The organism is Streptomyces sp. NPDC039736, assembly GCF_055596485.1.
The window spans coordinates 630,431-644,344 of the sequence record NZ_JBVIUQ010000001.1 but is presented as its reverse complement, the minus strand read 5'-3'; the positions used below and the strand labels follow the sequence as shown (position 1 = coordinate 644,344).

At 72.0% G+C, this 13,914-nt stretch carries 14 protein-coding genes and 1 pseudogene; 2 read left to right on the top strand and 13 right to left on the bottom strand.

What is annotated here, in order from left to right; all coding sequences use genetic code 11:
* Window positions 1-93 precede the first annotated feature (93 nt).
* From ACZ56L_RS02750 to pcaDC, 8 genes are all read right to left on the bottom strand, one after another.
* Window positions 94-966: an amino acid ABC transporter permease gene (locus ACZ56L_RS02750; protein WP_345218231.1), complete on the bottom strand. Its 873-nt coding sequence runs from the start codon at window positions 964-966 to the stop codon at window positions 94-96.
* Window positions 963-1,607, bottom strand: a complete 645-nt coding sequence (locus ACZ56L_RS02745) for an amino acid ABC transporter permease (RefSeq protein WP_345218230.1) — start codon at window positions 1,605-1,607, stop codon at window positions 963-965. The genes ACZ56L_RS02750 and ACZ56L_RS02745 overlap by 4 nt, the downstream gene beginning before the upstream one ends.
* A gap of 14 nt (window positions 1,608-1,621) precedes the next feature.
* The gene (locus ACZ56L_RS02740) at window positions 1,622-2,527 is read right to left on the bottom strand and encodes a glutamate ABC transporter substrate-binding protein (protein WP_468688661.1); all 906 of its coding nucleotides are present in this window, start codon (window positions 2,525-2,527) and stop codon (window positions 1,622-1,624) included.
* Window positions 2,528-2,541: 14 nt separating this feature from the next.
* On the bottom strand, window positions 2,542-3,285 hold the full coding sequence (locus ACZ56L_RS02735; protein ID WP_345218226.1) for an amino acid ABC transporter ATP-binding protein: 744 nt from the start codon (window positions 3,283-3,285) through the stop codon (window positions 2,542-2,544).
* A gap of 184 nt (window positions 3,286-3,469) precedes the next feature.
* Window positions 3,470-3,922 carry a DUF6278 family protein gene (locus tag ACZ56L_RS02730; protein ID WP_471060788.1) on the bottom strand — a complete coding sequence of 151 codons (453 nt, stop codon included), beginning with the start codon at window positions 3,920-3,922 and terminating at the stop codon, window positions 3,470-3,472.
* Window positions 3,923-4,034: 112 nt separating this feature from the next.
* Window positions 4,035-4,814: an exodeoxyribonuclease III gene (locus tag ACZ56L_RS02725; RefSeq protein WP_345218221.1), complete on the bottom strand. Its 780-nt coding sequence runs from the start codon at window positions 4,812-4,814 to the stop codon at window positions 4,035-4,037.
* A gap of 58 nt (window positions 4,815-4,872) precedes the next feature.
* Window positions 4,873-5,526 carry an MBL fold metallo-hydrolase gene (locus ACZ56L_RS02720; RefSeq protein ID WP_345218219.1) on the bottom strand — a complete coding sequence of 218 codons (654 nt, stop codon included), beginning with the start codon at window positions 5,524-5,526 and terminating at the stop codon, window positions 4,873-4,875.
* Between the two features lie 13 nt (window positions 5,527-5,539).
* Complete coding sequence (pcaDC, locus tag ACZ56L_RS02715; RefSeq protein ID WP_468688653.1) at window positions 5,540-6,808, bottom strand: bifunctional 3-oxoadipate enol-lactonase/4-carboxymuconolactone decarboxylase PcaDC; 1,269 nt, start codon at window positions 6,806-6,808, stop codon at window positions 5,540-5,542.
* 539 nt (window positions 6,809-7,347) lie between these two features.
* On the opposite strand from pcaDC, the gene ACZ56L_RS02710 reads away from it, so the two are divergent.
* Complete coding sequence (locus ACZ56L_RS02710) at window positions 7,348-7,440, top strand: putative leader peptide (RefSeq protein WP_368861140.1); 93 nt, start codon at window positions 7,348-7,350, stop codon at window positions 7,438-7,440.
* A gap of 83 nt (window positions 7,441-7,523) precedes the next feature.
* On the top strand, window positions 7,524-8,924 hold the full coding sequence (locus ACZ56L_RS02705) for a sulfatase-like hydrolase/transferase (RefSeq protein WP_471060781.1): 1,401 nt from the start codon (window positions 7,524-7,526) through the stop codon (window positions 8,922-8,924).
* A gap of 172 nt (window positions 8,925-9,096) precedes the next feature.
* Here the strand turns inward: ACZ56L_RS02705 and ACZ56L_RS02700 are convergent, their stop codons facing one another.
* From ACZ56L_RS02700 to ACZ56L_RS02680, 5 genes and pseudogenes are all read right to left on the bottom strand, one after another.
* The gene (locus ACZ56L_RS02700; protein ID WP_471060778.1) at window positions 9,097-9,981 is read right to left on the bottom strand and encodes an META domain-containing protein; all 885 of its coding nucleotides are present in this window, start codon (window positions 9,979-9,981) and stop codon (window positions 9,097-9,099) included.
* A gap of 61 nt (window positions 9,982-10,042) precedes the next feature.
* Entirely contained in the window at window positions 10,043-10,279 is a 237-nt protein-coding gene (locus ACZ56L_RS02695) for a sterol carrier family protein (RefSeq protein ID WP_468688789.1), read from the bottom strand.
* A gap of 40 nt (window positions 10,280-10,319) precedes the next feature.
* Window positions 10,320-10,598 (bottom strand): annotated as a pseudogene (locus ACZ56L_RS02690) (maleylpyruvate isomerase N-terminal domain-containing protein); the annotation flags it as partial.
* 39 nt (window positions 10,599-10,637) lie between these two features.
* Complete coding sequence (locus tag ACZ56L_RS02685; protein ID WP_471060775.1) at window positions 10,638-12,032, bottom strand: hypothetical protein; 1,395 nt, start codon at window positions 12,030-12,032, stop codon at window positions 10,638-10,640.
* Between the two features lie 63 nt (window positions 12,033-12,095).
* The gene (locus ACZ56L_RS02680; RefSeq protein ID WP_471060772.1) at window positions 12,096-13,805 is read right to left on the bottom strand and encodes a hypothetical protein; all 1,710 of its coding nucleotides are present in this window, start codon (window positions 13,803-13,805) and stop codon (window positions 12,096-12,098) included.
* Between the last annotated feature and the right edge of the window lie 109 nt (window positions 13,806-13,914).

Genomic DNA, 13,914 nt, shown 5'->3' with positions numbered 1-13,914 from the left:
TCGTCCCCGCGGCCGACGCGCGTGACGCGTCGGTTCCGCTTCGGCACGAGTGATCCCCGGCTGCTGCCGGACAGGCGTGCTCCCGCCATCGGGCTACTGCCTGCTGGGCAGCAGCGTTCCCGCCTCGGCCGGTCCGATGTCCACGGCCTCCGTCTTGGGATTGCGTCGCTGACGCCTGGCCACCCAGTTGGCGAACCAGGAGAGCAGCATGCACATCCCGATGTAGATCGGCGAGATCACCAGAACTACGGGGATGAAAGGCAGATCGTAGTCGAGGTTGGACGCGATGAGCTTTCCGGCATGGAGGAACTCCTCATAAGTGATCAGGTATCCGAGGGAGGTGTCCTTCAGCGCGACCACCAACTGGCTGATGATGGTCGGCAGCATCGCCCGGACCGCCTGCGGCACCAGTACATGCGTCATGACCTGCGTCTTGCGCATGCCGAGCGCGTAGGCGGCCTCCCGCTGGCCGCGGTCCACGGAGGCGACCCCGGTACGGAACACCTCCGCGAGCACCGAGCCGTTGTAGAGCGTCAGCCCGGCCACCAGCGCGGGCAGCGGCTGGACCTGCAACGCCACGAAGATGAAGAAGATCATCACCAGTACGGGCATGGCGCGGAAGAACTCCACGCACAGCCCGGCGAGCCGGCGCAGCGGGCGGTGCTCGGACAGACGCCCCACCGCGAGCAGCGCGCCCAGTGCGAGCGAGAGCACCGCCGCGTACGCGAACGCCTTCAGCGTGTTGGCGAGTCCGTGGAGCAGCAGCTCCTGGATGCCCTTGTACTGGAACGGGGTCCATTTGGCCGCCGTGAACTGGTCGGTGTCGAACAGGAGATGCACGATCCAGGCAAGCAGCGCGAGTAGCAGGACCGTGGAGGCGATCCCGTACATCAGGTGCCGTCGCCGGGTCCTGGGGCCCGGGATGTCGTAGAGGGCGGTGGAACGGGTGGACAGGGCGCGGCTCATCGGGCGACTCCCCAGCGCTTCTCCAGCGCGTGGAAGAGCGCGCTGATGGTGAGGGTGACGATCAGGTATCCGAGCGCGATCCAGACGAAGGACCAGATGACGCTGTAACCCAGCTCGTTGAGGGTCTTGTACGTGCCGAGCAGCTCGGTGACGGAGAACGCGCCGGCGATCGCCGAGTTCTTGGCGAGCGCGATCAGCGTGGACCCGACGGGCGGGATCACCGACCGGAACGCCTGTGGCAGCACCACGGTCGACAGCGTCTGCCCGAAGGTCATGCCGAGGCTGCGGGCGGCCTCGCCCTGTCCGAGCGGCACGGTGTTGATGCCCGAGCGCAGCACCTCGCAGATGAACGCCGAGGTGTAGCAGCCCAGTGCGAGGACCGCGAACAGCTGGAAGGGCAGTACCAGTCCGAACCGCGGCAGCCCGAGCAGCACGGCGAAGAACAGCAGCGTGAGCGGGGTGTTGCGCAGCACCGTCACCCAGGCCGTGCCGAGCGCCCGGAAGGAGCCGACCGGGGAGACCCGGCAGGCGGCCATGGCGAAGCCGAGCACGAGGGCCAGCAGGGAGGCGTAGACGGTCAGCTCGACCGTGCCGAGGAATCCTCTGCCGTACAGGGCGAAATTGTCGGTGAGTACGTTCATCGCGGGTGCCTCCCTCAGTTCGCCGGGTAGCGGTCGATGGGGGGTGCCGGGGTGGCTTTTCGGCCCGAGAGACCGAGCGTGACGTCGTAGGCCCTCTGCCAGTCGCCGTTCTTCTGGCGCGCGGCGAGGGCGTCGTCGACGGCGAACCTGAGCGCGTTGTCGGGGCGGGGGACGCCGATGCCGTAGGGCTCCTCGGAGAACGGCTCGCCGACGACCTTCATCTCCTCGGGGACCTTGGCCGCGTACCCCATCAGGATCGTGTCGTCGGTGGTGACGGCGTCGACCTGGTAGGTGAGCAGGTTGTCGACGCAGACCGAGTAGGTGTCGTAGGCGACGAGGTCCGCCTCGGGGTGTTCCGCGTCGATGCGCTGGTACGGGGTGGAGCCCGCGGCGGAGCACACCCGCTTGCCCGCGAGGTCGTCGGGGCCGTTGATGTCCTTCTCGTCGGTGCGCACCAGGAGGGACTGGCCGGCCAGGTAGTAGGGGCCGGCGAAGCCGACGAGCTTCTTGCGCTTGTCGTTGATGGTGTAGGTGCCGACGTAGTAGTCGATCTGCCCGTTCTGCAGGGCGGTCTCGCGGTTCGCGGAGGCGATCGTGCGGAACTGGACGGACGCCGGGTCGAAGCCCAGGGACGCCGAGATCATCTTGGCGATCTCGATGTCGAATCCGGAGTAGCGGCCGCTCGCCGGGTCCTTCTCGCCCATGTACGGCTGGTCCTCCTTGGCTCCGACGACGAGGTGGCCGCGGCGTTTGGCCTTCTGCCAGGTGGCCGACTCGGGCAGGGAGAAGCCCGGGACGACCCGGTAGCGCGGGAGCTGGTCGGGACGCGGGCCCTTGACGGGCGGGCTGCCCTCCTTGCCGCAGGCGACGGCGAGGAGCGCGAGGCACAGGACGGCGAGGAGCTTTCGAGTGTGCGACATGTCTCCGGGCCCCCTCAGTGCTTGAGGATCTTGGAGAGGAAGTCCTTGGCGCGGTCGCTCTCCGGGGCGGTGAAGAAGGCCTCGGGGGTGCGGTCCTCGACGATGCGGCCGTCCGCCATGAACACCACGCGGTTGGCGGCGGAGCGGGCGAAGCCCATCTCGTGGGTGACCACGACCATGGTCATGCCCTCGCGGGCGAGCTGCCGCATGACCTCCAGGACCTCGTTGATCATCTCCGGGTCGAGGGCCGAGGTGGGCTCGTCGAACAGGAGGGCCTTGGGGTCCATGGCGAGCGCGCGGGCGATGGCCACGCGCTGCTGCTGGCCGCCGGACATCTGCGCGGGGAACTTGTCGGCGTGCGCGGCGAGCCCGACGCGCTCCAGGAGTTCCCGGGAGCGCCGGTCGGCCTCCTCCTTCTTCCGGCCGCGCACCTTGATCTGGGCGAGCGAGACGTTCGCCAGGACGGTCTTGTGCGCGAAGAGGTTGAAGGACTGGAAGACCATGCCGACCTCGGCGCGCAGCTTCGCGAGCGCCCTGCCCTCCTCGGGGAGGGGGCTGCCGTCGATGAGGATGCTGCCCGACTGCGTCGTCTCCAGCCGGTTCATCGTCCGGCAGAGCGTTGACTTGCCCGAGCCGGACGGGCCGATGACCACCACCACCTCCCCGCGGCCGACGGTGAGGTCGATGTCTTGAAGGACGTGCAACTGTCCGTAGAACTTGTTGACGCCACGCAGCTCGATCAACGGATCGACGGCCATACGCTGCCCTACCCACTCTCAGCTGTGTCGAGGTCAGCGCAAACTATCCAGCCCGGAAAGGGACTTCACGCCCGACACGCACAAGTGGGACCAATCACCGATAACCGTATTTACGCGGTTGACGCGGGGGTTGGCGGCGCCGCGCCCGGGAGGACCGCCGTCGCCGCCACAGGCGTCGCACGGGTCACAACTCGGAGGCCTCCGCGTATACCTGTGACAACTCGGGGGCTCCGGTGGCCACCCAGTCGTGACCCGCCTTGACGACATCGAGGTCGCGCCCGGAGGCCAGCACCACCATGGGCTGCCCGTTCGGCCACAGGTGCCAGTGGGCGCCGGGCACGGTGCGCACGACGACGGTGCCGAGATAGAGGCCGGCGTCGTTGCCCAGCCAGGGCAGTTCCTCCCTGCCCTCCAGGTCGTCCGGGTCGTCGCGCCAGCGCGGCGGGAGCTGGTCGAGGGCCTCCAACGAGGCCGGGCTGTCGTCCAGTTCGAGGCCGTACTGCTTGACGCGGGCACGCAGGAGCTCGCACTCGGAGAGCAGCTCCGCGATGCCCTCTTGGTCGGCGCCGTCGGCCGCGTACACCGCGAACCCGCGTGCCGTACCGTGGCGCTTGCGCCAGGTGTCCAGGAAATTCATACCGCTCAGGTTCGCACCCACATGGCTCTGCACACCACAGGCGCGCGGGGTTTGACGCGCGCCCGGGGGCCCTCCCGGGGCCCGGCCGGGGCTCCGGGAGGGTACTGCGGCCTCAGAGGTTCAGGTCGACCACCACGGGGGCGTGGTCGGACGCGCCCTTGCCCTTGCGCTCGTCCCGGTCGACATAGGAGTCGGTGACCGCCTCGGTGAACGGCTTGTTGCCGTATACGAGGTCGATGCGCATGCCCTTGTTCTTGGGGAAGCCGAGCTCGCGGTAGTCCCAGAAGGTGAAGGGGTGGTCGTACTTCAGCGGACGCGGCACCACGTCGGACAGGCCCGTCTCGCGCAGGGCCGCCAGGGCGGCGCGCTCGGCGGGCGTGACGTGCGTGCCTCCTTCGAACAGGGCCGGGTTCCAGACGTCCGCGTCGGTCGGGGCGACGTTGAAATCACCCAGAACGGCGAAGGGCCGTGCGCCCGCCGCGTCGTCGGCGACGGCGGCCTTCAGCGCCTCGAACCAGGCCAGTTTGTACGTGTAGTGGTCGTGCGTGACCTCGCGGCCGTTGGGCACGTAAACCGACCACAGGCGCAGCGGGCCGCAGGTCGCGGAGACGGCGCGGGACTCCTGCGCTCCCCCGTACTCCGGGCCGCCGGGCAGGCCCTGCACGACGTCCTCCAGGCCGACCCTGGAGACCAGGGCCACGCCGTTCCACCGGCCGTCGGCGACGACGGCGGACTCGTAGCCGAGTTCGCGCAACTGGGCGGCGGGGAACTGCTCGGCGGTCGACTTGGTCTCCTGGATGCACAGCACGTCCGTGCCGGTGTTCTCCAGCCAGGCCAGCAGCCGCGGCAGTCGGGCGGTGATCGAGTTGACGTTCCAGGTGGCGATGCGCATGGGTCCCAACCTACTCGTCGGGTCTGACAGTCGGCGTGCGTGTCGGTGTCCGAGCAGCTCAGAGCCTTGTGGAAGCGCCCGGTGCGAGGTGGTGGTGGTTCGTGGCGCCGAGGTTGCCGATGTGCTGGCCGTACAGGGGCAGGGCGAGGTCGGTCAGGAGCGCGTCGTGGATGTCGTACGCGTGGCGCGGTTTCACCTCCCGCACGTAGTCGATGACCTCGGAGACCTTGTTCCACGGCGCCATGACCGGCACGAGGAGGGTCTCGACGGGCTGGTCGGGGACGGTGAGCGCGTCGCCCGGGTGGAAGACCGCCCCGTCCAGCAGGAAGCCGACGTTCGTGATGCGGGGCAGGTCCGGATGGATGACGGCGTGCAGCTCGCCGTGCACCTGGACGTCGAATCCGGCGGCGCTGAAGGTGTCGCCGTGCCCGACGGTGTGCACCCGGCCGGGGAACGCGGCGGAGAGCTGCTCGGCGACGCTGCGCAGCGTCCAGATCTCGGCGGCCGGGTTCGCCTCCAGGGCGGCCCGCAGGTGCGGCTCGCTGAAGTGGTCGGGGTGCTCGTGCGTGACGAGGACCGCGTCCGCCCCGAGCGCCGCGTCGTCCTCGCTGAACGCGCCGGGGTCCAGCACCAGGGTGCGCCCGTCCTTCTCCAGACGGACGCAGGCGTGGGACTTCTTCGTCAGTTCGATGCTGCTGTGGGTGTCGCTCATGGCTTCCATCCTGCTACGGCTGCGGCGTGGTCTCCTGCCGGACCACCTCGCGGGCGGTCTCGAAGGCGGCCTGCGCCGCCGGGACACCGCAATAGACGGCGCTCTGGAGCAGCACCTCGCGGATCTCGGCGGGGGTGAGCCCGTTGCGCAGGGCGGCCCGTACGTGGGTGGCCAGCGAGGCCTGGTGCCCGCCCGCGACGAGCGCGGTGAGGGCGACGACACTGCGGGTGCGCCGGTCGAGTCCCTCCCGGGTCCAGACCTCGCCCCAGGCGTACCGGGTCAGCAGCTCCTGGAAGTCGCCGGTCATCTCGTCCGCGCCGGCCAGCACCCCGTCGACGTACGCCTCACCGAGCACCTCGCGGCGCACCTTCATTCCGGCGTCGTACGGGTCGGGCCGCCCGGCGGCCGCCGCCTCGGGCGGGCCCTCGGGGGCGGCGGGCGCGGCTTCGGGGGCTTCCTCGGGGGCGGGCGGCACCGGGGCGAGCAGGGTCGTGCTGCCGTCCTCCCAGTCCGAGGAGAAGTGCCGTACGAGCAGGTCGGTGACGGCGGCGGGCTGCTCGACGGGCGTCAGGTGGGCGGCTCCGGGCACCAGCGCGAGGCGGGCGTCGGGAATGCCCGCGACCAGGGTGCGGGCGTCCCCGGGCCCGGTGACCTGGTCCTGCTCGCCGACCACCACGAGAGTGGGCACGGCGATCCGCCCCAGCTCGGGCCGTACGTCGAAGGCGGCCAGCGCCTCGCAGGCGGCGATGTAGCACCCGGGGTCGGTGGTGCGCACCATCTGCACGGCCCACTCGACTATGGCGGGCTGCGCCGCGGCGAAGGCCGGCGTGAACCAGCGCGCGGGGGCGGCGGCGGCCATGGGCTCCATGCCGTTGGTCCGCACGATGACGCCGCGCTGGCGGAACTCGTCGGCGGTGCCGAACCGGGGCGACGCCGACACCAGCGCCAGGGACGCCACCCGGTGCGGGTGCCGCAGTGCCAGCTCGGCTCCGACCGCGCCGCCGATCGAGCAGCCCGCGTACCCGAACCGCTGCACGCCCAGCCCGTCCAGAACGGCGAGCAGCCGAGCGGTCAGCTCCCCCACGGACGCCACGGGCCCGGCGGGGGCGCCGCCGTGCCCGGGCAGGTCGTAGCGGAAGACCCGCCAGGTGCGGGTGAGCTCGGGTATCTGGCGGTCCCACATGTGCCAGGTGGTGCCGAGGGAGGGGCCCAGGACGAGGACCGGAGCGTGTTCTGGTCCGTCGAAGCGGTGCTGCAGGGTTTCTGCCGTCGTCTGAGTCACCCGTCCAGGCTGCCATCTCCCGCCTCCAGTCCTACCGGCAGGGGCAGAAGGCGTGGGGGGGGAGGGCCCGGACCCGGAGCGCGGAGGCCGCAGGCGGCCGGGGCACGGCGGACCGACACGGCGCAGCGGACGGCGGGGCCCGGGTGGTCACGGCGGAGCGCACGGTGGGCGGGTCGGGGGCGGCCCGTACAGGCGGGCTGCGCGCGGGCGGCGCAGCGACGCGGTGGTGGCAGCGGCCCGGCGACGCGGTGGTGGCGGACGGCGGGGGCGGTGGCCGGGGCGCGGCGGCTCAGCGGCGGGGCGGCCGGAGCGCGGCGGGAGTCGCACGGTCGAGAGCTCGAACCCGCCGGAGCCGCGGCCCCGGCGGCGAGCAGGCCAGGCCGCGGACCGAGGGGAGGCTCGGCTGCCGGGGCGCAGGTCAGGGAGTTCCGGGAGGAGGTCCTGACGTGGAGGTCCGGGGACCGGGGTGTCCAGGGTGGTGTCCACGGGGCGAGACGATTGTTGACACGGGGACGCGGGAGCCGCCAGAGTCACGGGCCATGCAGCCCTCCGGTGACCGCTCGGTCCCGCTCGTCGCGCGCCGACACGTAGACCTGGTCCGTGTCGCCAGCGCCATCTGTCGCTGCGCCTAGTCACTTCGCAAGCCCCCTTTCTCACAGGTCGCCGAACTCTGTCCGGGTTCGGGCGACTTGGCCTGACTTCTTCCGGAGAAGCCGTGACTTCGCGCACCCCCCTGTCCCGCCGCACCCTCGTCGGTGCCGCCGCAGCCGCCGGGCTGACCGCCGCCGCCACCTCGCCCGCCGGGGCGAGCACCCCCGAGGAACGGCCCTTCCGCGCCGCCGGTCGCCGCAGGTCCAGGCGGCCCAACATCCTGTTCATCCTGGGCGACGACCTCGGCTGGGCCGACCTGTCCTCGTACGGCTCGCCCCACATCCGTACGCCGAACCTCGACCGCCTCGCCGGGCAGGGGGTGCGGTTCACGGACGCCTACTCCGGGTCCGCGACCTGCTCCCCGACCCGCTTCAGCCTCTACACCGGCCGCTTCCCGGGCCGTACGAAGGGAGGGCTGGCCGAGCCGATAGCCGACAGGGGCGTCGGGCTGGAACCCACCCACCCGACCCTCGCCTCGCTGCTGAGGGGGGCCGGGTACGCCACCGCCCTCATCGGCAAGTGGCACTGCGGCTTCCTGCCCGACTACAGCCCCACCCGGTCCGGCTGGGACGAGTTCTTCGGGAACTTCGGCGGGGCGCTGGAGTACTACTCGAAGCTGAGCGGCGACGGCGAGTACGACCTCTACGAGGGCGACGCCACGTACAAGGACCTGCGGTACTACACGCGGATCCTCACCGAGCGGGCGAGCGACTTCGTACGGAGGGACCACGGCGACACGCCCTGGCTGCTCAACCTCAACTTCACCACCCCGCACTGGCCGTGGATCGCCGACGGCGACGAGGAGGCGAGCGCCGAAGTCGTACGGCGGATCAAGGCCGGGGACAGACGCGCGCTGTGGCACCAGGACGGCGGTTCGGTGGAGAAGTACGCGCAGATGGTCGAGGACCTCGACCGGTCGGTCGGCGAGGTGCTGAAGGCGCTGAAGAAGTCGGGGCAGGAGGAGGACACACTCGTCTTCTTCGCCAGCGACAACGGCGGTGAACGCTTCTCGTACAACTGGCCGTTGAGCGGTCACAAGGGTTCCCTTCAGGAGGGCGGCATCCGGGTGCCGACCGTCGTGCGCTGGCCCGCGCGGATCGACGGCCGGCAGGTCAGCCGCGTACCCGTGTTCACGCCGGACTGGACGGCGACGCTGCTGGAGATCGCGGGCGCGCGCCCCGACCGGGCGCACCCGCTTGACGGCACCTCGCTCGCCGGATACCTGCTGCGGGGCGAGCGCGTGCCGGAGCGGGACCTCTTCTGGCGGGTGCGGGGCGAGCGGGCGCTGCGGCGCGGGGAGTGGAAGTACTACCGGGGGAAGGCCGGGAAGGACCAGCTCTTCCGGCTGACCGCCGACGCACGGGAGCAGGCGGACCTGGCGGCGGCCGAACCCGCGCGGCTGGCCGCGCTGAAGGCCGCATGGGAGAAGACGGACGCGGGACTGCTGCCGTATCCGGGGGTGTGAGGCGGGGTGAGCCGGGTGAGCCGGGGTGGCGTCCGCGCCGTGAGGGCCGGGGCCGTCGCCCCCACGGCATCACCCCGGCTTCGGACCCGGTCCCCTGGTCCGGGCCCCGGCGGCGGCGTCGGCGGCGGTCGAGCTGCGCCGTCGTCGTGCCCGCCTTCCTCTCGTACGGGACCTACTGGGCGGCCGTCGCCTCAAGCCCCACCCCCGCCGGCCCCGTGAGGGACAGGCTGCGGCCGTCCACCGTGTACGTGACCTTGCCGGTCAGCACCTTCAGCATCTTCTTCTCGACCTCGCCCGCACCGCCCTGGCACATCATCCGCGTGGTCACGACGCGGCCGACGTCGAGGTTGCCGCGGCTCTCCTCGGCGGTGCCGTTGAGGGAGTTGCAGCCCGTGCGACCGCGCAGCGAACCGTCCTCGCCGAAGGTCAGGTACGCCTTCCCGGCGGTGTCCTTCGGCACGGTCGAGGCGGTGGCGTCGCCGCCCACGGTCTTGCGGTCGGTGAAGGAGGTCACCGTCCACTTGGTCCCGGTGAGCGGGGCGGCCGCCTCCTTCTTCGGGGCGGAGGTCAGGGCGAGGGTGTCGCCCTTCGCCGTGGTCAGGGTGAGCCGGTCGCCGTCCACCTCCGCCTTCAGCGGCTCCTTGAAGGTCTTGCGCATGGCCAGCTCGAAGTCCTGGACGTCGCAGACCATCTGGGTGGACATGAGCTTGTCGAGGTTCACGGCGTCGCCCTTGACCTTCGCCCTGCCGGTGAAGGTGTTGCAGCCGTAGTTGCCCTTGACCGCGCCCGTGTCGTCGATCTGCACGAAGGTGTCCTTGGGCGCGGCGGCCTTCTTCCCGCCCACCGTCGAGCTCTCGACCGTCCAGCGCACTCCGGTCAGCGCGAGGTCCGTCTGCACGGTGCCCTGCCCCGCTTCCTGCCCGGTGCCCTTTCTGCCGCCGTCCGTCTTGGCGCCCGGGGTCGTCTCCGTACCGCAGGCACTCAGTGCGAGGAGGGCCGCGGCGGTGACGGGCACTGCCAGCAATTTCAGCGGCGTGAGCTTCGGCGTCTTCTGCATGCCGGTGTGACGGAACGGGTGGCGACTCCGGTTCCACTTCCCTCGCGGCGGGCGTTCCCATTCATCCCGGAATCGGCAGCACCTCCACCAGATCAGCACGCTCGCCACTGGCTTTGACCTGCGCGTTCTCGACCGCGGCGGCCCATTGTGCACGTCCTGTGGCCAGGCGCACCCAGGTCAGCGGGTCGCTCTCCACCACGTTCGGCGGGGTGCCCCGGGTGTGCCTCGGGTCCTCGATGCACCGCACCACCGCGAACGGCGGAATCCGCACTTCCGTGGAGGCTCCGAGGGCCTCCACGGCGAGCGCGTCGGCGAGGAGGCGGGTGCGGGCGGCGAGGACCTGCCGGTCGAACGGCACCTCGGCCCTCGTCGCCCGCGCCGGACGACGGCTCCCCCAGGCTCCGTACGACCGAACCGACCGCCGTCGACACGTGCGCGGCCGGCTCGCGCACCGACCACTCCCCCAGCCCGCTCGGGCGCGCGGGCTGCTCGTCGGAGAGCCCCCCGACGACCTCCCGGACCAGCCCGAACCGGGTGAGCACGGCGGCACGGGTCTTCACCGGGTCGTGCGCGCGGGGCTTCTTGCGGCCGGTCGCGGAACGCGGGTTCTGTGCCATGTCCTTGAGGTTGGAGGAGGCCGCCGACAACGGCATGTGTCAGCGGAGGCCATCGGCGACGGCCGCCGCAGGGTTCGCCCCCTCCCGGCTGTCGCTCCCGCCCACCGTCATGGCGACGACCAGCGCGTTCTCACCGACGGCGGTGTCCGCCGTGTCGCCGGGGGGCAGCGGGTTCAGGAGGGACAGCAACGGCAGGCACGACTGGAGGACGGCGATCTCGGCGCCCTCGGCCAGGACGCCGTGGACGACCGCCTCCCCGCACCAGGCGGGGTGCTCGCCGTGGTCCTCCTCCTCGTTCTCCGCCCCCTCCTCCCCCTCCTCGTCGGGCCCCTCCTCGGGCTCCCCGAGCACCCACACCACCTCGCCGTACGCGAGCGCCGCGCAGTCGACCGCCGCGCCCGTCAGCTCCCTGTCGGTGACCGCGTGCAGCCGCTGCCACATGAAGTGCCCCGCCGCGAACACCCTCAGCACCGGCTGCTCGCCCCTGCGCAGTGCCCGCCGCGCCAGGTGCAGTTGGAGACCCTTGGCCAGCAGGAGAACGCCGGTGACCAGGAAGGGCAGCGCGCTCAGCTGCTGGCCGACGGCGTCGTACCGTTCGACGGCCAGGCGCGGCGGGCCCTCGTCGCTCAGCACGGTCACCCGCGAACCCACAGGGTGGTCCAGCGGATACAGCGAGGTCAGGGTCTGCTCCCCGCCGGCCGCCTTCCGTACGCGTACCGTTCCTCCGTCGCCCTCGTCCAGGTCGACCGCTTCGAGGACGGTCGCGACCGTACGGATGGCCTTCGCGTCCCGTGCGTCGGACGCCGACGTGACGATCGCACCCCAGGCCAGAAGTCCACCGGCCACTGCCAGCAGTACGGCTCCTGCGCACAGCCTGCGGACCGCCCTCCCGTCGCGGCCGAACCCCTGGGGCAGCGGCGCGGTACGCCCCTGCGTCGCCTTCAGGAACAGCGCACGCCGGCGGCGTCGCGCCCGCAGGCGCACGACCACCGCGACGAGGGCGAGCAGCGGGGCGGCCACCATCAGCCACGTGCCGACCAGGTCGGCGGGCGCGTCCGGCATGTCGGCGTCGAACACCCCCGTCAGCGCCAGCGCCGAGGCCACGGGAAGCGTCCAGACGGCGACTCCGGGCAGCCTGAGGCACCAGTACGGCAACGCCACGAAGAAGGCCACCACCGCATAACCGACCCACTCGGTCCCGCACGGGGCCGTCTCCGTGCACACGGGCCCGCTGTCCGCCGCGACAAGAGCGAGGATCAGACACACCAGCAGGACGAGCGTCATCCCCCACGCCACCACGCGCGGCCGCGCCCAGCGCGGCGCGCCCGCGGCACGCCAGGTCTCGGCGTCCTCACTGCTCCAGGGCGCGGCGTCGGGAGCCTGCGCCCCCGGGGGCAGGAAGGAACACGGAGGTATCGGGGCAGGGGTGGGCATGGACGAAGTATCGGCGTGTCGGCCCTCTCCTGTCGCCCGAGTTGATCACCCCGCAGTCACCCCTCAGAACAGCCAGTACACACACGCCCCCCACAGCAGCAGCCCCACCACCAGCACCGGCCCCAACGGCATCCCCTGCTCCGCCGTGGTGCTCTCCCGCGCGGGCCGCAGTTCCGGATCGGCGAGCATGGCGCGCACCGCCTCCGCCGCGTGCCCGGCCGTGTGCCCGGCGGCGGTGCGGTGGTCCAGCCGGGTCCATCCGGTGGGCCGCAGCGCGACGGCTTCGCCCTCACTCCCGCGCAGCACGAAGCTGTCGTTGGCGGTGTCGACCTTCTCGATCTCCTGCCAGCGCACCTGCTTCACCCGCCAGGCCCCGGCCGCCCAGACCCCCGAACGGTCGGCGGTGACGCGCCAGTTGAACGCCGTCGCGGACGCCGTCAGCCAGAACGGCAGCGAGGCCACCGCCATCCACCACGACCAGGTCATCTCCCCGGTCACCAGGTTGAACACCGCCCCCGCCGCCATGGCCAGGAAGAAAGCGCCCAACCCCCGCCCGACCGTCCCGGCGCCCCACTGCCGGGGCCCGGTGGCGACGGCCTCCGTCGGGTGCTCGATGTTCTCCACAGTGCTTCCGTCCCTCTCCGTGCTTCTCGTACGAGTCGTACGCTCCGGCCTCGCCGGAACCGCCGTCCCCCGCTCCACCGAGACCCGTCCCTCGGGCCCGTCGACCGCCCCGACACACACCAACTCCGCGCCGGGCGCGGGGACTCCGTACAGCACGGCCTCCCGCATCGGACGCGGCCCGAGGTCCTGGGAGCGCGAGACCGCCTCGCCCTCGTACCCGCCCCGGCCCCGGAACCCGAGGAGCGGCTCGGCCTCCGCCGCGTCGTCGGCGGCGTACACCAGGGTCCTGCCGTCCACATCCTCCCGGACCAGGACCCGCAGGACGGGCTGAGGGTGCCTGCGCAAACGGGCGGCACTGCGCCACTCGGCCACGGCGTGGACCAGCAGGGCGGTGCCGAGGGTGCCGGAGACCAGGAACACCCCCTTCGACTCCGCCCGCCAGTCGGCCAGGCAGACGTACGCCGCCGCCGCGAGCAGGACCGCGCCCGCGCCCGGCACCAGCAACGGCCGGCCGCGCACCGGCACGGCGGGCACCGGGTGGCGCCCCGGACCGGCGGCCTCGACCGCCGACGTCCGCTGCCGCGCCCGTGCTTGAACCCGGTGCAACAGGTGGAGCCCCACCAGCACGGCCGCCATCCCCGCCGTGATCCGCGCGGCCGGCGCCGTGTCCGCGATGCCCTCGTCGAGGAGCAGCGCGGCGGCGGTCAGCGGGGCGAGCACGGCCAGCGCGAGGGCGGGACGACGCCGGATCCAGTACGCCTCCAGGAGCACGAACCCCTGGAAGACCGTGGGCGGCAGCCATGCCCAGAGGGCCCCCACGGGCCAGGAACCTCCCCCGGAGAATTCCTCGGCGTAGTACGAGGTGTCCACCTGTGACTCCACCGTCAGGACGATGGCCCCGCGCGAGACCGCGCTGTCCGGCGCCGTCCCGAACACCGCGGTGATGTCCGGTTCCGACGCCGCTGTGGGCAGCAGCCACACCGCCGCCCCCGCCAGCCCCAGCACCACCAGCGCCCACACCGGACGCGCCCACCACCGCACGGGCACCGCCGTCGACCGGAGCCGCGCTTCGGTCGACCGCCACAGGGCCGCGCCTTCGGGTATGCGCCCACCTGGAAGCCGTACGGGGGACGGAATTCGATCGTTCACCCGCGCATTATGACCACGAGCCCACGCCAGCCGAGGAGTACGGTCCGGAGCCCGCCCGCGCTCACGCCCGGCTCCTGGCGCGCGCCTGCCGTTCGGGAAGGCGCCGGGA